Below are 18,317 nucleotides of genomic sequence, written 5' to 3' on the forward strand. Positions count from 1 at the left end.
GGGCTTCGCCAATGCGATACGTCAAATGGGCCATAATCATCCTGTTTTGGGGCACGCTTGCAGCGGTGCTGCACTATACTCTGCCGCAGCATGACGTGGTGCGAATCTCGGATACGTATGAAAAGCGGATCGATCCGGGCGAGAACAGCATTTTCTGGTCAGTGCACGACGTTGGCAGCGACCCGACTGCACCGAACCGCGACGTATTCTTTATTCAGACGCGAAAAACCAACGATAGGGTGATGGTTTACCGAAATGAAGATACCGGTTGGAGCTGGCCGCCCTACTTCAAACTTAACTCCTCAAACCTGCAAGCCGAGGCGGTGGACCTGAAGTCTTCTACTGAAAATCCGCGCTGGATTGTCGTACGACATTATGGCTGGCGCAACGAATTCCTTTCGATCTTTCCAAACGCCGTAAAGATTTGGCAGGTCGACAGTCCTGATGTACGGATCATCCCGTGGTTCAACATCATTTTCCTGACCGTCTTCGCCGCGCTTCTTTGGGCGATTTGGGCCCGTTGGCGTCGGTTTCGCGAGGCCCGCATCGACCCGGTGCTTGAGAATATGGAGGACGGGCTCTATGCCGCCGGTGACGCGATCGAAGAAAGAAGCAGCCGATTTAAACGGTGGTTGAACAGTTGGAAGTCCAAGTGATGGCCAGGATCAACTGATCCCGCCATCACTGTTTGCAGCTATCGCACCAGGAATTCGGCATGTAGTGCCCCGGCAGCTTTGATTGTTTTCAGGATATCAATCATGTCGCGGGGCGAAACCCCAAGCGCGTTCAGGCCTGCGACAACCTCGGACAAGGTGGTGGCTTCGGGAATCTCGGCTAACCCCGTGCCTTCATCTTCCTCAATCCCAGTGACCGTTCGGGGAACAACAACAGTTTCTCCGCGCGCAAAGGGGTTAGGCTGAACGGCGATGGGCGTTTCTTCGACTGTTAGAGTTAGATTGCCTTGTGAAACCGCGACCCGTGAAATGCGAACCTCTTGTCCCATGACGATGGTGCCTGAGCGTTGGTCAACCACGACGCGGGCTTTGGTTTCCGGCTCGACCAATATATTCTCAATCCGCCCCAACGCGTGTGCCGTCGAAACCGATTGAGTTGCCGCGATGTTCAGCTCTACCGTTCCTGAATCTCGCATGATTGCAACCGCTCGATTGAATTCCCTATTGATCGCCGTTTCGATACGGCTGGCCGTGGTGAAATCGGGCTCGCGCAGGGCCAACCGCATTTCTGTAAGTGTCGAGAGATCGAAGTCGATCTCGCGCTCAACCCGCGCGCCCGAAGGGATCACACCAGAGGTCGGCACACCCCGTACGACCGACGCCGCCTCGCCCTGGGCCACGGCGCCTCCGGCAAGCACAGTGCCTTGCGCCACCGCGTAGATTTGGCCGTCCGCAGCGTTCAGCGGTGTCATAACCAAGGTGCCGCCAAGCAGACTATCAGAATCGCCGATGGCCGACACCGTAACATCTATCTGCCCACCGACCCGCGCAAACGGCGGTAGGCTGGCTGTCACCAAAACGGCCGCCACGTTTTTGGGCCGGAAATCTTCGCCGTTCACGTTGACACCCAGCCTTTCAAGGATGTTCGACATGATTTCTTCCGTGAAAGGCGAGTTGCGCAGCCCATCACCGGTGCCGTTTAGCCCCACGACAAGCCCATAGCCCACCAGGTCATTGCCGCGCACCCCGTCGAAATCCACAAGATCCTTGAGGCGTATCGTTCCGGCAGATGCGATCCCGGGCAGTAGCATCAGTAGAAAAGCAAGGAGTCTCATCTCAGGAAGTTCACCAATGACAGGTTCGAATTGCGGACGGTGACGGAATACAAGCTCTCCAATTGAACCTGGACGGTCTGGAGTTTTGTGGCGGTCTCTTCCGGATTTGCCGCAATCAGCTCGTTCCTGCTGAATTCCAGGCTGGTCCTGGCTGCACTGTTGCGTGTGGCGGCCTGTTCGATGCGTGCCTGAGCCGAACCGACCTGCGCCCTTAGATTCACCAACTGGTTCTGGGTGTTCGCTAAATCGCCACCTAGCTGTTTAAATAGAGTCGTACGCAGATCCCTTGGTAGGTTAAGTGCATCGTCGGACAACAATGCAGCAACGGCGATATCGCGCATCGCATCCTTAAGCGCGGGATCCGCGGCAGTGATCGGGATTTGGACGCTTTCGTTCTCAGAAACCTGCATCGGTGCCAGTGCAGTATCCGATCCCTGATAGATTACCGCATCAAATCCGGCGGGGTCGTTGAACCAGTCCTCTGCTGCCTGGCGGATATCGACCGCTGATGTGTGGCCCGACAGTTCTCCCCCAAGTGCAGAAAGCAGGGTATCGGCAGAAGCCAGCGGAGAGACATCCGTGGTCGTTCCGGAATACAAGCTACGCCCGCCTGCGCGTTTGTTCAGCGCGGACATGATCGTGTCCAGTTCGTTTCGCGCCAGCGCCGATGCGTTTTCGTGGCTGACCGCTTGGTTTGACGTGCCAAACGACAACAGGGTTGCCGCAACCTCATCCACGGAGTCATTGACCGTTGTCAGGCTGAGCTGCGTGGCATCTGTGAAAAGCTGGGCCTCAGCCGTCGACACCTTGAATGCGTCGAGGCGCGAAAGGCTTCGGTCCAGATCCAGCAGGTGAGAATAGTCCCCATCGAGTCGTCCAGAAACGTCCTGAACCTTGCCGCTGACCAACTCGTAAGACAGGGTCTCTATTTGGTTTCTAAGCTCGACCGAGCGGGTCTGAAGTCTCATCCCGCGCGCCAGATCACTGATAGACGTAAAATTTATCATCACAGCCTCAACAAGGTTTCCATCAATTCATCAACTACCGAGATCACCCGTGCATTGGCGGCATAAGCCTGCTCAATCTTGATCAGGTTCTGTAGTTCCTGATCGGTGTTAACGCCTTGCGCCGTCTCGATTCGGACCATTTCTTGCTGAGCACTATTGGCAAATGTCAGACTTTGACTTGCTGTATGTGCGTCTGATCCGGCCTTGGACATCAACGCTTCGGTCAGATCAGCTGCGCGCATTTCACCGGTGCCAAAGGGCGACCCCGCGACGGGGCGCGATTCGCTCAGTATCGCTCCGAACGCCTGTAGTTGTGTGGCATCACCTGAATTACCCGGAGCCGTCGCGCCAAGCCCGTCACGCAAGAGCCGACTGTCGCCGCCGTTGTCGGGATCGACAATCTTGTTCAGACCAATGCGCGAAGCCAACCCAGCAGGTGCCGTGGAATCGAACCGTTTGCCGTCGTCGGTGAACAGGCCGGGGTCAGTGGGCTTTGCAGTTGGATCCAATCCGGGTGTTTCGAACCGTTCGATCAAATCGCGGGCGACCGAGTCCAGGTTGGCCTGCGCCTCTACGGCAAGCTCATCGCGGATTTGAAACTGCGCCATAAGTGCGCCGCCCTTAATCTGCGCGCTATCCCCACTGGTGCGCACAGGCTTGCCATTCATTTCCAGCCCGGACAGCAAACCGTTATCAAGGGTCATATGAGCCTGGATATTGCCGGATTTCGAGAACGAGAACTCGGCCGCGCTGCCTTCCAGCAGGATAAGCCCACCGTCAGAATACAGCGATACCTGCTCATTCGGACGCGCCATCACGTTTACAGGCACCACCGCGTTAACTTGGTCAATCAGAACCTGCCGCTGATCAAGAAGGGCTCCGACATCACCACCCGAGTGCTTAATTGATGGAATTTTGGTGTTGAGCTTTTCGATCTCTTTGAGCGTTTGGTTCAGGCTGTCCACTTGCCGACCAATCGAGCGATCAGCTTCCGAGCGTAGATGCCGAACGCCCTCGGACGCTCTGTTGATGTTTGTCGCCAGATCGCGACCGGTACGAGCGACCTGATCGAGGCGTTCAGACGAGTCCGGCAGGCTAGCTGCGGTGATCAAGCTGTTGTCGAACTCTGCCAGTGCATTCGCCAGCGATCTGGGGTCGTCGGCTGTACCGATGAAGTCTTCCACGTTGGTGAAAAACTTCGATACCGCAGTACGATAGGCCAGATCCGAGTCCGTGGCACGGCGATTTGCTGTTAGTACCGGGTCATGATTACGGACGACGCCAACCGTACGCACCCCAGTACCAGAGATTCTATTGGTCGTCAGTTCCAACGACCTACGAGCGTAACCGGGTGTCAGCGCGTTGGCGATATTATCCGACACAACCGACGTACCGCGGCTGGAAGCGGCCAGGCCACTTACCGCGTTGTTGAATGCTGTTGACAAGTTCATCAGGCAGCCCTCCTTTTCGGATCAAAACCGAAATTAACGTTTGATGTTGGTGGTTTCCTGCAGCATTTCGTCAACGGTCTTGATCACCGTTGCGGTTGAGGAATAAGCGCGCTGGGTTTGAATCAGCGACGTCAGTTCGGTCGAGACATCGGTGGTCGATTCTTCCCGTGCGAAGGACACAAGCTCCCCGGTTGGGCCTTCGCCTGCATTCCACAGGAAAAAGTTGCCGCTTTCCCGCGACGGTGCATAGGTCTGGCTGTCCAGCGCCGTCAGCCCGTTGGGATTGGGTACGTCCGCCAGAGGAATCTGGAACATACGGCGGCTGATGCCTGTATCGTAAAACGCGTAGACATACCCGTTTTCATCGACCTGGATGCTGGATAGCGTACCAACGGCAGATCCGTCGCGCGTGATCGAAACCGGGGCAAAGGTGTCTGACAGCTGGGTAATGCCTTCGTTGTCACCGATCAGGCCAAGATCGATCTCCATCGGGCCACCTTTGACATCTACGACAACGCTGCCTGTGTCTTCATCGTAATCCCCACCTTTGACCTTGGTGACTGTTTCCAGCGTACCACCTGCAGTACGGCTGTCGGTGAAGGTCAGGGTGTACTCCCCAACAACATCCCCGTCCGAGGCTGAATCGCGCAGAGTCATAGTCCATTTATTGCTGCTGCCGTCTGTGGGAACAGTTGGCTTAAGCTCGATATCAATGGTCTCGGTCTTGCCCAGGTTGTCAAAATATTCGATCGACAGGGGTTGCGTGTCTCCCGAAGCACCCGCTTGGGTGGCCGTAGCGGGAAGGTTCATGCGAAGCTTCGCCTTTGTGGTCGGAGAGCCCGCCAGCTGATTGACGCTAAGCTGTACAGGCTCCAGCGCGGCGGGCGTATCCCGGGCAACAGTCGGGATCGACCCATCCGAATTGGCACGCCAGCCCAAAAGCACAAGACCGGATTGGGTGACAAGGTATCCTTCCTCATTGGGGCGGAACGATCCGGTGGTGGTCAGCAGCATCTCGTTGGATCCGCCGGCAATTTGCGAGCTTGGGCGAACTGGCAGCAAGCCCCGGCCGCGCACCGCCAAATCGGTCGAGTTGTTGGTGGTGACCAAGGACCCGCGCTGGTCGATAAGGCGCTGGCTGGTGGTTCTGACCCCGCCTGCGGAGTAACTGCCACCCTGGCCCGTCGTGACCATCGAGTGAAAATCCGTATTTACCCGTTTGTAGCCGTAAGTCCCGGAATTCGCGATGTTGTCCGAAATTGTGGACAGTCGGTTGGCGTTGGCCTTCAATGCGGCCACGCCGGCATTCAACGAGGAGGAAATTGTCATTGGTACGCCCTTCTGTTGCGTCAATCTTGAAGCAACAGCTAGCGCACTGTCCTTAACAGCGCGCTAACAGGTAAAATGCAGTCTATCCAAACTCTCAGGTGTTGCGCAGAAAGATGATCTCAATCCTATTGTTGCGCACGGCCATCGGGTTCTTGTCAGACAGTTCACGATCGGCATGACCCGTGACGCGATCCAGCCGTGAGTTTGAAAAACCCTTGTCTTCAAGAAGTTGGCGGACAACCTGCGCGCGTGATGTCGAGACATCCCAGGACGGGTTTCGGGCCAAGACCACAGGCGATGCGCTGACGTGGCCCTCGACCGCAACTTGATTGGTCACAATGTCCGAAGATCGCGCCACCAGTACCGCCAGCGCCCGCATCATAGGCGTTGGTTCGTCCGTTCCCGATTCGAACAGGGGCTGATCCTCTGTATCGAACAGCTCGACTACCAGGCCTTCGTCGGTGACCCGCGTGACGATGTGTTTAAGAACCTTATCAGATACCAAACTTTCCCCGGTGCGACCCAGAAGCTGCGCCTCAAGCGTAGTAAGATCTTCGGATACTTCCTTACCCTTGTCCGCGCTTACACCGCTTGACCCGCGTGCCTGCCTAGCAGTCGTGGGCTGTTGTTTTGCAGCCCCGGACCCTTCCATCACGAGGGTTACCTCGGAAAACATGTCATTGCCGCCAAAGGGTCCATCGCCGCCGCCCGAAACCGGGTTAACCGGAATTGTCGGCGAGAAATAATCTGCAAGCCCCTTTCGTTGTTTTTCAGTCGTTGCGTTTAGCAGCCACATCAACATGAAGAACGCCATCATGGCTGTGACGAAGTCTGCATACGCAACCTTCCACGCACCACCGTGGTGGCTTTCACCACCTGACACACGTTTCTTCTTGATGATGATCGGCGCCGCATTGGATTGCGTACCCATCTCCACCACCTTTTTTATCACCCAGCTACAGGCGTAGCCGTGCAGGTGTTAAGGTGGTCTTAACACTTAAAACTGTCCGGACTTCTTCAGCGCGGCAGGTTGGCGGTGGCGCGTCGCAGGATCAGTTGCAGGCGGTTGAAGCTGTTCTTTATCCCGTCTGTATCGAGTTTGCCAAAGAAAGCGTCCAACTCATCGTGTACGCGTACGGCCTGATCCAGCAACGGGTCGGCGCCTTCGGCGTATAGACCGGCTTTGATCATCACCTCGGACTGTTCATAGCTGCCCACCAGCTTGCGGGTTTCCGAGATCATCCGGTTTTCCTCTTCGGATGCCGCCCCCGGCAGGCTGCGCGAGACCGAGCGGCTGAGGTCAATGGCGGGAAATCTGCCGCGTTCGGCAATTTCACGGCTCAGGACAATGTGCCCGTCCAGCACACCGCGCAGAATGTCGGCGACGGGTTCATCCATATCCGATCCGGCAACCAGAACACTGAAAACCGCCGTGATATCGCCCTGATCGCCAGAACCGGGGCCAGCACGTTCACAGAGACCAGCGATCAAAGGCGTCACTGAAGGCGGGAAACCGCGAAGCGAGGGGGCCTCGCCCATAGCCACGGCAATTTCCCGATGTGCCTCGGCAAAGCGGGTCACCGAATCGGCCAGAAACAGGACGTTCAACCCTTGATCCCGCAGGTGCTCGGCAATGGAAATTGCAGACCATGCGCAACGCCTGCGTGCCAACGCCGACTGGTCCGAGGTGGCCGCAACAACGACCGACCGCTTCATTCCCTCAGTCCCAAGCGCGTGTTCCACGAACGCGTTTACCTCGCGTCCACGTTCGCCCACCAATGCAACGACGACTGCGTCCGCCTGCATTGATTTTGCCAGTGTTGCCAGCAGCGTGGATTTGCCCACGCCCGACCCGGCGAAGAGGCCAATGCGCTGACCTTGTACGATAGGCAGCATAGTGTTGAGCATGGCCAACCCGGTTTCCATCCGCTTGCCCAGCGGTTTTCGGGTCACCGCCGGGGGTGGAGCCCGCATAATGTCCTGCCCCACCGCTCCGGGAAGCAAGGGTTTACCGTCCAGCGGCCTGCCGAAAGGATCAACCACGCGCCCCAGCCAGTGCAGACCCGGAGCAAAAGCGGGCGTCTGGTCCAGAATCACCTGATCACCAAGGCTGACCCCATCCGGTGCGGCCGTCGGTAACATGTGAATAACCTCTGCCTCAACATGCAGCACTTCGCCCGGCAGATCCGACGCGCCGCCACGTCGAAGAGTCAGGTGGTCACCGATTCGTGCTTTCCCCTCCAGCCCCTGAATTTCGATGACACCTCGCGCAACGCCTGAGACGCGACCCAAATGACGCATAGTGGATAAACGGTCGAACTCGCATTTCAGAAGCGACGGGTCGAGATTTGACATTGTGGGTTCTCCAACAGGTTTCTGAAAACGCTTTCTAAAGGAATCGGGGTTAAGCCTTGATTGAAATTAATCGAGGGAGAAGCCCCGATGTTCTATGACCTGAACGTCTTTAAAACAGCGTACGCAATGGCAACCCACGCCGGTCAACGGCAGGCTGTCATCGCGCGCAACATGGCCAATGCAGATACGCCGGGCTATCAGCCCCATGATATTGAGGCCTTTCAGAAAACTTTCGAAAGCTCCGGCCGTCGGGTGGAAATGATAGCCACACGAGACGGCCACCTGAATGGCACCACCGAAACGCTACCCTGGTCCGAGTATGAAGTGACGCCGTCAGGTGATCCAAGGGCCAACGGTGTGTCCGTCGAAGAAGAGATGTTCAAAGCGATTGAGGTCAAGCGCCAGCATGATCGTGCTCTGGCAATCTACAAGTCTTCGATGAATGTCCTGCGCAGCAGTCTTGGCCGAACATAAAAAGAGCGTACCATGAGTGATTTTTCCAATTCCCTCGCCGCATCGACGAGCGCGTTGCGGGCGCAGTCTGCCCGCTTGCGGCACGTGTCCGAGAATATCTCGAACGCGGACACACCGGGCTATCGCCGCAAAACCGTACCGTTTGAGACTGTGCAAAAGGATGGCCGCGAGGTTGTGCAGGTCGGAGATGTCAACCTCGACCGTCGCGACGGGTCGCGCATTTATGACCCTGGGCACCCATTGGCCGATGAAACCGGCCACTACACCGGCTCAAATGTCGATCTGATGATCGAAATCGCCGACGCGCGCGAAGCGCAGCGAAGCTACGAAGCCAATCTCAAGATGTTCGACCAGACACGCCAGATGTCGTCGAGCTTGATGGAACTCCTCAGAAAATAAAGGACACCAGAATGGATATCCGATCCCTTACCGCAGCACAAAACTATGCCTTTGCGCGCCCCGCCACACAGGCCGATCCCGATCACATCGGAGTGGCGCAGGGATTGCGGTCTACTTTTCAGGATTTTACGGCGACCCTGAAACGGTCAGAGCAGGTCTCTGAGGTTGCCATGACAGGCCAGGCGGACCCGCACGCCCTTGTGCAGGCCCTGGCCCAGACCGAGCTTGCCGTGGAAACGGCGGTGATCGTGCGAAACAAGGTGGTAGAGGCCTATCAGGAAATCCTCAGGATGCCGGTCTGACGACATGCTGAGCGAAGGTCTTTTCTATGACATCGTACGCCAGGCATTGTGGGTCGCGGTCATCACCTCGGTTCCGATCCTGGCGGTGGCGCTGATCTCGGGTCTGATCATCGGCCTGTTTCAGGCGCTGACCTCGGTGCAAGAAATGACGCTGACCTTCGTTCCCAAGCTTATCGCCATTGTCATCGTGTTCTGGATCTCGATGGGCTTCATGACCCAGACGCTGGTGACCTTTTTCGCTTCAACCCTGATCCCACTGATCGCCGGAGGTCGTTGATGGATTCCGTTTATACCACTTTGTCCCGCCAGTCTGGGCTAATGAATGAAATGCGGCTGGTTGCGAACAATATCGCCAACGCAAATACAACAGGATACCGCGCGCAAGGCGTCGTGTTTTCAGAGTATGTCCGCGACAGGCCAGGCAACACTTCGTTATCCATGAGTCGGGCCGAGGTGCGCAACACATCACTGCAACAAGGTCTGCTGACCGAGACAGGGGGTCAATTCGATTTCGCAATCGAGGGTGATGGCTTTTTCATGGTTGCAACCCCTGCGGGTAATCGGCTGACGCGGGCGGGGGCGTTTTCGCCCAGCGGCCAGGGCGATCTAGTCACAATGGATGGGTACCGGGTACTGGATAGCAACGGTGCACCCGTTTTCATCCCGCCGAATGGTGCTTCGATCGACGTAGGCAATGATGGCACGCTGAGCATCGGGGGGCAGTTTCTGGGGCAGATCGGCGTCTATCGCGTGGCTGATCCCAAGATGCTGGTGCGAGAGGGCAGCACCCAGTTCCGGACTGAGGAAGATGTTGACCCGGTGGAAAACCCCATAGTCCTGCACCGTTTCCTTGAAGGATCCAACGTCAACGCAGTCGAACAGGTGACACGGCTTGTAGAGGTTCAGCGCGCCTATGAGCTTGGCCAGAGTTTTCTGGAAACCGAAGACGACCGTTTGCGCGGTGCGGTCAAAACACTGATGCGCTGATATTTGAAAGGAAGATTCCAAAATGCGGGCTTTGAAGATTGCAGCAACAGGCATGACTGCGCAGCAGATGCGGGTCGAAACGATTTCCAACAACTTGGCGAACACGAACACAACCGGCTACAACGCGCGCCGGGCCGAATTCGCGGATTTGCATTATCAGCAGATGGCACGGCCCGGAGCAGTAAATGCCAATGACGGGACCGTCCTGCCGACGGGTATTCAACTGGGTCTGGGGGTGCGTCCTGCGGCTGTAACGGTGCAACTGGCGCAGGGGGCGTTGTCAGAAACGGGAAACGATTTGGATGTCGCCATCGAAGGGCGCGGATACCTTGAGGTAACGCTGCCTAATGGGCAGTCGGCCTTTACCCGCGATGGTAGTTTGAAACAGTCCGCCGAAGGATTGATCATCACCTCGGATGGGTTCGCAGTGGCCCCGGAAATCACCATTCCCGACGATGCCCGGTCGATCTCGATCAATGCGTCGGGTGAGGTCTATGCCTATTTCGACGATACGACTGACGGGCAACGGTTGGGGGAACTGACGCTTGCCAGTTTCTCGAACGCCAAAGGGCTCGAAGCGATTGGCGGTAACCTGTTCAAAGAGACCGAGGCCTCTGGCGCACCAATAGTCGGAACCCCGGGTGAGGACGGGCTGGGCACCCTGCGACAGGGTTATCTTGAGGACAGTTCGGTCGATGCGGTGCGCGAGGTCACGGAACTGATCGAGGCGCAGCGAGGCTACGAGATGAACGCCAAGGTCATCTCTGCCGTCGATCAGATGATGGGCGCAACGACACAGGTGCGGTGATGCGGTTCCTGATCCTGATCCTGATAGCATCGCTTCTGGTGCCGGTGGCTGCCATAGCCGATACCGTCGTTCCAACCCGGACGATCCGCGCCAAGGAAATTATCGCGGCCAACGATCTTGAGACCAAACCCCAAAAGGTAGCCGGAGGTATCAGTGATCCTGAGTTCCTGGTTGGGTTAGAAGCCCGCGTGGCGCTGTATCCGGGGCGCCCCATTCGCGCGACTGACGTGGGGCCACCCGCACTTGTGGATCGCAACGACCTTGTTGTGCTGATCTTTGACCGCCAGCCGCTGTCGATCACGGCAGAGGGTCGCGCGCTGGGGCGTGGAGCCGCCGGAGATCGCATTCGGGTCATGAACCTTTCGTCCCGCACCACCATCTCCGGCGTAGTTCGACCGGATGGCAACATCGAGGTAAAATGATGTCCATACTCTCCAAGTCTCTGCTCGGCGCGGTTCTGCTCGTGTCGGCCTGTGGGCGCGTTGATCACCTGGGTCGGCCGCCAAGCTTTACCCCAAACGAGGACTCTCCGGAACAGGTCGCGATGCTGTGGCCAGGACTGCCACTGCATACCCAGCCGCAACGCAATGTGGACCAGTCCTCGTTGTGGAGCGGTGGGCAGAATTCTCTGCTGGGAGATCAGCGGGCGATCAAGAAGGGTGACATCCTGACGGTCGTGATCGAACTGGACGAACAGGCAGAGTTCACGAATGACACGGAACGGTCGCGTTCGGCCTCGGAAAGCCTTGGGATAAACGGATTGTTTGGATTGCCGCAGCGCGCGAACCGGCGCTTGCCCGAAGGGGCGTCGCTGGCAGAGGCTGTTGCGATCAACTCCGCTTCGGAAAGTGAGGGCGAAGGGTCGGTGACGCGCAAGGAAAAACTGACGCTGCGCGTAGCTGCGACGGTCGTGGATGTTCTTCCGAACGGCGTCCTGTCGATTACTGGTTCGCAGGAACTGCGGGTCAATTTCGAACTGCGCGAGCTGTTGGTCACAGGCTACGTGCGGCCGCAGGATATCTCGCGCAGGAACGAAATCACCTATGACAAGATCGCTTCGGCCCGTGTGTCTTATGGTGGACGAGGACAGATCACGGATGTGCAACAGCCACGCTTCGGCCAGCAGATCCTTGACGCTGTACTGCCGTATTAAGGAGCGGATGTGATGAAGATACTTCTACCCGTTTCGTTTCTGCTGCTGGGTCTTGGCGCCGGTATTGGGGCCGGAGTGACACTTCCGCCGGTCAGCAAGCCGAATGAGGCCGCAAAACACAGCCATGACGCGGCGAAACCCACCGAGATATCATCAAATAAAAGCGATATGGTGGGGGAAAACTACAAGAACAGCGACTATGAGTACATCAGGCTGCCAAAGCAATTTGTAGTACCCGTCGTTGACGAGGACCGGATTGCGGCACTTGTTACGATGTCATTGAGCCTTGAGGCCAGCGTTGGTACGACCGAAGTTTTCTATGCGATCGAGCCGAAGCTGCGTGACGGTTTCTTACAGGTCATGTTTGACCATGCAAATACTGGCGGTTTCAACGGTGCGTTCACCGAGTCAGACAACTTGGATGTACTGCGCAAAGCGTTGCTAGAGGTGGCGCGCAAAAGCATGGGCGGTGGCGTTTCGCAGGTCTTGATCATGAGTGTCAGCCGTCAGGATGTTTGATCCTGACGGCTTTTATAGCCTGTTACCTAGTACACTGACGATTTTTTCCCCCGTGCGCGTTTGAGCACCTCTTTCTGCGCGGCGGAAAGCTTCACGACGGCTTGTTGGCGGCCGAATGCCGTGCGCAACGCTTCCATTGCGTTAAGTTTTTGGGCACGAATTCGGGCCAATTCCAGATTGAGTTGGCGACGTGATGCCGATTCCCAGCTGCTCCACAAAATATCTGTACCGGTCACGCGGTAGCCCTCGGACGAGGCGCTGTCCTTTCGCGATTGCTGCACCTGCGCTTCAAGCCGGGCCAACTGCTGCTGCACGCGGGCCTCAGCCTCAAGCAAGGGGCGCAAAAGCTTACGCTCTTTTTGAAAAATGGCTTCAGTGACTTTCTCAAGATCCGAAAATACGTCTTGTTTCACCTGATCTGTCCTTTTGCCTTTTTGCGCATGGCCTCTGCGAAACGGATCGCCGCCGCGACAGGCCGATAATGTTCTTCCGCAATTTCCTGTCCGATCTCGACCGCTGCATGCAGGGCGCGGGCAGTGGGCGGGTCGGAATGCAGTGGAACACCGGCTTCCATGGCGCGGGCTCGGATGGCGGCGGCGACCTCATCAACGCCCTTGGCCACGCAAACTGGCGCGGATCCCGCTGTACGGGCCCATTTCAAGGCTACAGCGTAGTGGGTTGGGTTGACGATGACGACGTCCGCTTCGGGCACGTCCGACATCATTTGGTTCATGGCGATGTCCTTTGCACGTTGGCGGCGTTGTTGTTTTACGTGGGGGTCGCCTTCGGCATCTTTGGTCTCGTCCTGAACTTCCTTGCGCGACATCCTGTTCTTGCGCATGTGTTCCGCGTGTTGCCACAGGTAATCCACCACCCCGATCGCCAGTGCCACTGCAATAACGATGAACATAAAGCGAAACAGAAAGTTCATCATCAACATCACGGACATCCGTGCGGGTGATGCGCTGGCCGAAAGAATCACGGCCATGTTGGCCTTTAGAAACAGCGCCAGGCAGGTACCGTAGATCACCAGTTTCACAAAGCTTTTGGCAAATTCGAACAAGCCACCGCGACCAAATTTGTTCTTGGCGTTGGAGATGATCGAGATGCGGGAAAGCTTCGGCTTTAATTTGCTGGGCGCGAAGATCAGCGCGCGTTGAGCGATGAGGCTAAGAAGAACCGCAGCGGCGGGTACAGCGAATAGGAGGCCGGCCGACAGTAACGCGGTAGACAACATCCCTCCGACCGGGTTGGCGGCTGATCCGTCAACCAATAAAGGTGCGATTTCACCGGCCTGGTCAATCAGTACGGCGAACAAGCTGCCCATGCTCTGCACGCTGAATTGTCCAGTTGCGAGCAACGCGACAAGCAACCCAGTATAGGCGGCCACGACGGACAAGTCGTTCGACTTCGCAACCTCACCCTTTTCGCGGGCTTTCTGAAGCTTTTGCGGAGTCGCCTCGTGGGACTTGTCGCTGTCGTCGTCAGATGTGCTCATCGCGGGTCCTCAAGCGGGTTCAGCATGAATGAGAACAAGGCATCCGACCATACCGACAGGATCAGGGGGGTTCCTGCGAACAGAAGGAAAAGGCCCGCGAAGGTGATGGCTGGCGCGCCGACAAAGGCCACCATCAACTGCGGCATCGCACGGTTAATGACGCCCAGCGCGAGGTTGTAGATCAGCGAGGCTATGACGAAGGGCATGGCCAGGGAAAAGGCCAATGCAAAGCTGCGCGCGATCTGTTGCACCCCCCATTGTGACAGGTCCGGCGCAAGCGGCGCTGTGCCCATCGGAAACAATGTATAGCTGTGGATCAGAAACTGCGCCGCGCGGACGTGTAAGCCGAGCAAAACAGCAAGTGTTATCCCGGCCAGCGTCAGCATGTACCCCATCGCCGGGACAGGGTCTGCAGCGGTCGGTCCAAGAATTTGCGACAATGACGTTGCCTGGGCAGCAATCGAGCCTGCGGTCTGCAAGGCCAATACGAATACCCGCAGCGCAATTCCCAAGGCGACCCCGATCAGCACTTCGGTTAATACCATACCTACCATAGGCAGCAGGTCTGGCTGGGTGACTAGCTCCGCAATCGCAGGTGTTACAATCAAGGTGAAAGCCGCAGCGACACTAAACTTTACGCGCGTCGGGATGCTGCGTTCGCCGAAGGCGGGCAGCAGCGAGACCATCGCCGAGACACGTAGAAAAACGGCAAACAGGTGCCACAGACCTTCGCTCAGCTGGGGCAAAAGCTCCGGTGGCAACGCGATCATGCGGGGACCGTTCCGACCAGCGCCGGGCGCGCCTCAAGCCCTATCTCTTCAAAGGAAAGTACAGGGTTGGCAATGCCTCGCGCATGCATGACGGTGCGCAGCAACCGGCGTCGCCGGGTCGAGGTGACCAATGCAGGAAACAACCCGTGATCGGCGGATTGCGCCACACTATCGGTCACACCGTCAGCCAGTTTGTTGAACAGGTTAGGCGGCAGCGCCACGTCCAGGCCAGACACAGGCGCATCTATCTGATAGGTGGCGAATGTATCTTCCCACTCCGGCGCCAGCTGAATCAGGGGGATCGAACCGTCTTCGCGTTTCATCTCCGCGACCAGTTGAAAGCCTAACCGCTGTCGAACCAGTTCGCAGATGCCTTCGGGCTGGGTAGTAGTCAGGCGCGCCTCGGCAACGGATTCCAAGATAAGGGCCATGTTGCGGATGGAAACCCGTTCGTCCAAAAGCAGCCGTAGCACGGCATGCAACGTGTCGATCGGCACCTTGTCGGGGATCAACTCATCCAACAGTTTGCGGTTTGCCTCAGCCCGGACCGGATCACTCAGACGCGTCATCTCGGACAATAGCCGGCGAAGGGATTTCAGCGTCAGCAGGCGCGAGAAATTCTGCTTGATGATCTCAAGCAGATGGGTGGCGAGAATCTCGGGCGGTGAAACGATGGTGGCCCCGCTTAACGCAGCGGCCTCTTGGTCCTTGGGTAGAATCCACCGCGCAGGCGCGCCATATACAGGTTCGGTGACATCATTCCCCTCGGGCAGCACATCCTGGCCGTCCTGCACCAACGCCAGCACCAAGTCAGGGTTCAGAACACCGCGCGCCTGCTCAACTCCTTGCACCTTGACCACATAGGTGCCCATTGGCAGTTCGGCGCGGTCGGTCAGGCGAATGTCAGGTAGGATCAGGCCAAAGCTAGAGGCCACGTAGGTCCGCATATTGGCAATCCGAGCATCCAGCCCGGTACCCGGATTCAGAACCATACTGACCAGATCCGGCGCGAATTCCAGATGAACGTCGTCGAGGTCCAGAATGTCTCCGATAGCTTGAGAAGCCGGCGTGTCATCCTGTGCCGTAGGGTCTGCGGCCTCGGCGTCTTGCGCGGATTGCTTGCGGTAAACAGTAAAGGCCGCGTAGCCCAGCACGCCCGCGCCCAAAATGAATGGCAAGAAGGGCAGACCGGGCACAAGTGCAAATAGCACCATGAGCATTGCGACAGTTCCCAGAGCGGCCGGATGCCGCCCCAATTGCGAGAAAATCGCATTATCGGTTGCGCCCTGCGTGCCGCCACGCGCCAGCAACAGAGCCGAGGCGATTGAGATTATAACGGCCGGGATTTGCGACACCAACCCGTCGCCAACGGTCAGTATGGCATAGGTTTCAAACGCCGACGAAATTGGCATCCCGTGCACGATTACGCCCATGATCAGGCCCATCACAAGGTTCAGCAAAGTGATCAGTAGCCCGGCAACCGCATCGCCTTTGACAAATTTTGACGCCCCGTCGAGTGAGCCGAAAAAGGTCGTTTCCTGCTGTTCGCGCTCACGCCGCTCTTTCGCCTGCTGGTGGTCGATGGCTCCGGCGCTCATGTCGCTGTCGATTGCAAGTTGCTTTCCGGGCATCCCGTCCAGAGCAAATCGCGCGCCAACCTCGGCCATGCGCGCGGCACCCTTGGTGATCACCATAAAGTTCACGATCAGCAGAACGCCAAAGACAACCAGCCCAAGAAATATGCTGCCGCCCATAACGAAATCGGCAAAGCCTTCGATTACGTCTCCGGCGGCGTTTGGTCCAGTGTGGCCTTGCCCGATGATCAACTTGGTTGAGGACACGTTCAGCGACAGCCGCAACATCAGCGAGGCCAGAAGGATTGTTGGAAAAGACGAAAAATCCAATGGCCGTTCGATAAACAGCGTCAGCGTGAAGATCAGGATCGCCAAGGCGAACGAGGTCGCCAGACCCACATCCAGCACCCAGGCGGGCATTGGCAGGATCATCATCACGATGACCGTCATCAGCGCAAGCGCCAGCAGCACGGTCGGAGAAAACAGGGAACGGGCGTCGATTTTGGGCACGCGATTCTCCTAGTCGAACGAGATAAAGGCGGTTGCAGCGCCGGACGGCGGAACCAGAGAGCCCAGCGATTTCCCGCCAGACTGTTGAGGGTTTATCGGGAGCAGAGAGGCCGCACTGGAAGTCGACGTGTCATCCTCGCCCCAGCCCAAGGCTTGCTGCCCGCTTTGATCCAGTTGGGCAAAAACGGTCTGAAAACGGCTTGAATACGACTGTGCCAGTGATGGTGTGCGGGAATGATAGGCCCCGACCGCAGCGGGCCAGGACCCGAGCTCGGCATATAGCCTTTTCAGAAAACGAGCGGCATAAGCGGCATTTTCATAAGGGTCGAACATCGCATCAATGGATCGGAAAGCCTTGCTATGCCAACGATAATTGATTTGAAAACAACCGATATCAAAGCTGCGTTTGCCCGCTTTGAAAATGTTGAAGACGTAAAATTTTGCCTCGCGTTCCGAGGTGAACCAAAATCCCTGCCCCTCAACATTTATGGTCCACGGCCAAGGCTCGAGCCGCCCGTCCCGCGTGCGCCCGGTTTCTATGCGCGCAATCGCACGCAGAACGTCCAATGGTACGTCTTCGGCATGGGCGGCGCGGCGGGCGGCGGCGTCACATATCCTGGCCCCGCCGGCATTCGGCATGGCAAAACCCTGATGCGCCACGCACAAGGTTAGAAAACAAAGCCCAAGAATCAAAAGATGAGGCATTCTGCCAGTCCGGAATTCTGATCAATCCGGGCCAAGCTAGTCTTGCTAGGGTTTACAGAGGGTTATCAGCCACTCAAATTCGATCTATCCGGCGGCCAAACACGACACTTGTGTTTGTGCGCTGAACACCGGGGATCTTGGCCAAGTCGTCAACCAGAATATCCAGATCCTCGAGCCTCGGAGCCTCGGCGGACAACAGCAGATCGAACTCACCATTGATGGACAGGCAGAGTTTCACTTCGGGGTAGGCCTCAAGCCGTTTGATGATGCGCGTGGTTTCCTTTTGCTGCACTTCAAGCAAGACAATGACCTGCACGCGTGGGGCATCTTCGGGGCTGTTCAATACGACGGAATATCCGGCGATTGTGCCGTTCTCTTCCATTCTGCGAATTCGCTCATGCACGGTCGTCCGGGCTACGCCCAGTTTCGCCGCGATTTTCGAGGTCGACTCGCGGGCGTTGTGTTGCAGCGCAGCTATGATGCGACGGTCTAGTTGGTCCATGGTAGTCCAAGGTGTAACACAGCGCGTTTGCGGCTCAAGATGTGTCGGAATGCTTTTGGAAATGGCTGTCTGGCCCGAGCGTGGCCAAATTACCAACGCTGCCGCGAGCCCGGGCGCCGAGGTCAGGGCCATCCATAAAAGCGTTGTCGCCAGCCCGGTTGCCCAACAGTGCAGCAATCTGAGCG

22 protein-coding genes are annotated in these 18,317 nt (G+C 57.3%); 10 read left to right on the forward strand and 12 right to left on the reverse strand.

Annotated features, from left to right (window positions below; translation table 11 throughout):
- Positions 1-11 precede the first annotated feature (11 nt).
- Positions 12-656 carry a DUF1523 family protein gene (locus AC2FIT_RS16340; RefSeq protein ID WP_496831107.1) on the forward strand — a complete coding sequence of 215 codons (645 nt, stop codon included), beginning with the start codon at positions 12-14 and terminating at the stop codon, positions 654-656.
- Positions 657-694: 38 nt separating this feature from the next.
- On the opposite strand, the gene AC2FIT_RS16345 is transcribed toward AC2FIT_RS16340, so the two are convergent.
- The 6 genes from AC2FIT_RS16345 to AC2FIT_RS16370 all read right to left on the reverse strand — a co-directional run bounded on the left by AC2FIT_RS16345 (position 695) and on the right by AC2FIT_RS16370 (position 7,931).
- Positions 695-1,789, reverse strand: a complete 1,095-nt coding sequence (locus tag AC2FIT_RS16345) for a flagellar basal body P-ring protein FlgI (RefSeq protein ID WP_496831108.1) — start codon at positions 1,787-1,789, stop codon at positions 695-697.
- Entirely contained in the window at positions 1,786-2,796 is a 1,011-nt protein-coding gene (locus tag AC2FIT_RS16350; RefSeq protein ID WP_496831109.1) for a flagellin, read from the reverse strand. Before AC2FIT_RS16350 ends, AC2FIT_RS16345 begins: the two co-directional genes overlap by 4 nt.
- Positions 2,796-4,247, reverse strand: a complete 1,452-nt coding sequence (gene flgK / locus AC2FIT_RS16355) for a flagellar hook-associated protein FlgK (RefSeq protein WP_496831110.1) — start codon at positions 4,245-4,247, stop codon at positions 2,796-2,798. The genes AC2FIT_RS16350 and flgK overlap by 1 nt, the downstream gene beginning before the upstream one ends.
- 33 nt (positions 4,248-4,280) lie before the next feature.
- Positions 4,281-5,576, reverse strand: coding sequence for a flagellar hook protein FlgE (locus AC2FIT_RS16360; RefSeq protein WP_496831111.1), 1,296 nt, complete (start codon positions 5,574-5,576; stop codon positions 4,281-4,283).
- Between the two features lie 94 nt (positions 5,577-5,670).
- Complete coding sequence (locus AC2FIT_RS16365) at positions 5,671-6,507, reverse strand: flagellar motor protein MotB (RefSeq protein ID WP_496831112.1); 837 nt, start codon at positions 6,505-6,507, stop codon at positions 5,671-5,673.
- 86 nt (positions 6,508-6,593) lie between these two features.
- Positions 6,594-7,931: a FliI/YscN family ATPase gene (locus AC2FIT_RS16370; RefSeq protein WP_496831113.1), complete on the reverse strand. Its 1,338-nt coding sequence runs from the start codon at positions 7,929-7,931 to the stop codon at positions 6,594-6,596.
- 87 nt (positions 7,932-8,018) lie between these two features.
- Here AC2FIT_RS16370 and AC2FIT_RS16375 point away from each other — a divergent pair, with 87 nt between their 5' ends.
- The 9 genes from AC2FIT_RS16375 to AC2FIT_RS16415 are packed head-to-tail and all read left to right on the forward strand — an operon-like array spanning position 8,019 to position 12,573.
- Positions 8,019-8,405, forward strand: coding sequence for a FlgB family protein (locus AC2FIT_RS16375; protein WP_496831158.1), 387 nt, complete (start codon positions 8,019-8,021; stop codon positions 8,403-8,405).
- A gap of 12 nt (positions 8,406-8,417) precedes the next feature.
- Positions 8,418-8,804, forward strand: a complete 387-nt coding sequence (gene flgC, locus AC2FIT_RS16380) for a flagellar basal body rod protein FlgC (RefSeq protein ID WP_224892020.1) — start codon at positions 8,418-8,420, stop codon at positions 8,802-8,804.
- 11 nt (positions 8,805-8,815) lie between these two features.
- Complete coding sequence (gene fliE / locus AC2FIT_RS16385) at positions 8,816-9,106, forward strand: flagellar hook-basal body complex protein FliE (protein WP_496831114.1); 291 nt, start codon at positions 8,816-8,818, stop codon at positions 9,104-9,106.
- Positions 9,107-9,110: 4 nt separating this feature from the next.
- Positions 9,111-9,383 carry a flagellar biosynthetic protein FliQ gene (locus tag AC2FIT_RS16390; RefSeq protein ID WP_224892021.1) on the forward strand — a complete coding sequence of 91 codons (273 nt, stop codon included), beginning with the start codon at positions 9,111-9,113 and terminating at the stop codon, positions 9,381-9,383.
- The gene (locus AC2FIT_RS16395) at positions 9,383-10,093 is read left to right on the forward strand and encodes a flagellar hook-basal body complex protein (protein WP_496831115.1); all 711 of its coding nucleotides are present in this window, start codon (positions 9,383-9,385) and stop codon (positions 10,091-10,093) included. The genes AC2FIT_RS16390 and AC2FIT_RS16395 overlap by 1 nt, the downstream gene beginning before the upstream one ends.
- Before the next feature lie 22 nt (positions 10,094-10,115).
- The gene (gene flgG / locus AC2FIT_RS16400) at positions 10,116-10,901 is read left to right on the forward strand and encodes a flagellar basal-body rod protein FlgG (protein WP_068338498.1); all 786 of its coding nucleotides are present in this window, start codon (positions 10,116-10,118) and stop codon (positions 10,899-10,901) included.
- Positions 10,901-11,323 (forward strand): flagellar basal body P-ring formation chaperone FlgA, encoded by a 423-nt coding sequence (flgA, locus tag AC2FIT_RS16405; RefSeq protein ID WP_496831116.1) that lies wholly within the window; start codon positions 10,901-10,903, stop codon positions 11,321-11,323. Before flgG ends, flgA begins: the two co-directional genes overlap by 1 nt.
- Positions 11,323-12,054, forward strand: coding sequence for a flagellar basal body L-ring protein FlgH (flgH, locus tag AC2FIT_RS16410; protein ID WP_496831159.1), 732 nt, complete (start codon positions 11,323-11,325; stop codon positions 12,052-12,054). Before flgA ends, flgH begins: the two co-directional genes overlap by 1 nt.
- A 12-nt stretch (positions 12,055-12,066) precedes the next feature.
- On the forward strand, positions 12,067-12,573 hold the full coding sequence (locus tag AC2FIT_RS16415; RefSeq protein ID WP_496831117.1) for a flagellar basal body-associated FliL family protein: 507 nt from the start codon (positions 12,067-12,069) through the stop codon (positions 12,571-12,573).
- A 26-nt stretch (positions 12,574-12,599) separates the two neighbouring features.
- Here AC2FIT_RS16415 and AC2FIT_RS16420 read toward each other — a convergent pair whose 3' ends face one another.
- The 6 genes from AC2FIT_RS16420 to AC2FIT_RS16445 form a co-directional block, all read right to left on the reverse strand.
- On the reverse strand, positions 12,600-12,986 hold the full coding sequence (locus tag AC2FIT_RS16420; protein ID WP_496831118.1) for a hypothetical protein: 387 nt from the start codon (positions 12,984-12,986) through the stop codon (positions 12,600-12,602).
- Entirely contained in the window at positions 12,983-14,071 is a 1,089-nt protein-coding gene (gene flhB, locus AC2FIT_RS16425; protein WP_496831119.1) for a flagellar type III secretion system protein FlhB, read from the reverse strand. Before flhB ends, AC2FIT_RS16420 begins: the two co-directional genes overlap by 4 nt.
- Positions 14,068-14,841: a flagellar biosynthetic protein FliR gene (locus AC2FIT_RS16430; RefSeq protein WP_496831120.1), complete on the reverse strand. Its 774-nt coding sequence runs from the start codon at positions 14,839-14,841 to the stop codon at positions 14,068-14,070. The genes flhB and AC2FIT_RS16430 overlap by 4 nt, the downstream gene beginning before the upstream one ends.
- A complete protein-coding gene (gene flhA / locus AC2FIT_RS16435) occupies positions 14,838-16,925 on the reverse strand; it encodes a flagellar biosynthesis protein FlhA (RefSeq protein WP_496831121.1) in 2,088 nt (695 codons plus the stop codon). Before flhA ends, AC2FIT_RS16430 begins: the two co-directional genes overlap by 4 nt.
- 9 nt (positions 16,926-16,934) lie before the next feature.
- Positions 16,935-17,630 (reverse strand): lytic transglycosylase domain-containing protein, encoded by a 696-nt coding sequence (locus AC2FIT_RS16440; protein WP_496831122.1) that lies wholly within the window; start codon positions 17,628-17,630, stop codon positions 16,935-16,937.
- 73 nt (positions 17,631-17,703) lie between these two features.
- Positions 17,704-18,132 carry an Lrp/AsnC family transcriptional regulator gene (locus AC2FIT_RS16445; protein ID WP_475185148.1) on the reverse strand — a complete coding sequence of 143 codons (429 nt, stop codon included), beginning with the start codon at positions 18,130-18,132 and terminating at the stop codon, positions 17,704-17,706.
- Positions 18,133-18,317 lie beyond the last annotated feature (185 nt).

The organism is Ruegeria sp. YTSA135 (assembly GCF_059610165.1).

Coding starts and splice junctions, on each gene's coding strand:
- AC2FIT_RS16340 (WP_496831107.1), top strand. CDS start 12: ATGCGATACGTCAAATGGGCCATAATCATCCTGTTTTGGGGCACGCTT.
- AC2FIT_RS16345 (WP_496831108.1), bottom strand. CDS start 1,789: ATGAGACTCCTTGCTTTTCTACTGATGCTACTGCCCGGGATCGCATCT.
- AC2FIT_RS16350 (WP_496831109.1), bottom strand. CDS start 2,796: ATGATAAATTTTACGTCTATCAGTGATCTGGCGCGCGGGATGAGACTT.
- flgK (WP_496831110.1), bottom strand. CDS start 4,247: ATGAACTTGTCAACAGCATTCAACAACGCGGTAAGTGGCCTGGCCGCT.
- AC2FIT_RS16360 (WP_496831111.1), bottom strand. CDS start 5,576: ATGACAATTTCCTCCTCGTTGAATGCCGGCGTGGCCGCATTGAAGGCC.
- AC2FIT_RS16365 (WP_496831112.1), bottom strand. CDS start 6,507: ATGGGTACGCAATCCAATGCGGCGCCGATCATCATCAAGAAGAAACGT.
- AC2FIT_RS16370 (WP_496831113.1), bottom strand. CDS start 7,931: ATGTCAAATCTCGACCCGTCGCTTCTGAAATGCGAGTTCGACCGTTTA.
- AC2FIT_RS16375 (WP_496831158.1), top strand. CDS start 8,019: ATGTTCTATGACCTGAACGTCTTTAAAACAGCGTACGCAATGGCAACC.
- flgC (WP_224892020.1), top strand. CDS start 8,418: ATGAGTGATTTTTCCAATTCCCTCGCCGCATCGACGAGCGCGTTGCGG.
- fliE (WP_496831114.1), top strand. CDS start 8,816: ATGGATATCCGATCCCTTACCGCAGCACAAAACTATGCCTTTGCGCGC.
- AC2FIT_RS16390 (WP_224892021.1), top strand. CDS start 9,111: ATGCTGAGCGAAGGTCTTTTCTATGACATCGTACGCCAGGCATTGTGG.
- AC2FIT_RS16395 (WP_496831115.1), top strand. CDS start 9,383: ATGGATTCCGTTTATACCACTTTGTCCCGCCAGTCTGGGCTAATGAAT.
- flgG (WP_068338498.1), top strand. CDS start 10,116: ATGCGGGCTTTGAAGATTGCAGCAACAGGCATGACTGCGCAGCAGATG.
- flgA (WP_496831116.1), top strand. CDS start 10,901: ATGCGGTTCCTGATCCTGATCCTGATAGCATCGCTTCTGGTGCCGGTG.
- flgH (WP_496831159.1), top strand. CDS start 11,323: ATGTCCATACTCTCCAAGTCTCTGCTCGGCGCGGTTCTGCTCGTGTCG.
- AC2FIT_RS16415 (WP_496831117.1), top strand. CDS start 12,067: ATGAAGATACTTCTACCCGTTTCGTTTCTGCTGCTGGGTCTTGGCGCC.
- flhB (WP_496831119.1), bottom strand. CDS start 14,071: ATGAGCACATCTGACGACGACAGCGACAAGTCCCACGAGGCGACTCCG.
- AC2FIT_RS16430 (WP_496831120.1), bottom strand. CDS start 14,841: ATGATCGCGTTGCCACCGGAGCTTTTGCCCCAGCTGAGCGAAGGTCTG.
- AC2FIT_RS16440 (WP_496831122.1), bottom strand. CDS start 17,630: ATGCCTCATCTTTTGATTCTTGGGCTTTGTTTTCTAACCTTGTGCGTG.
- AC2FIT_RS16445 (WP_475185148.1), bottom strand. CDS start 18,132: ATGGACCAACTAGACCGTCGCATCATAGCTGCGCTGCAACACAACGCC.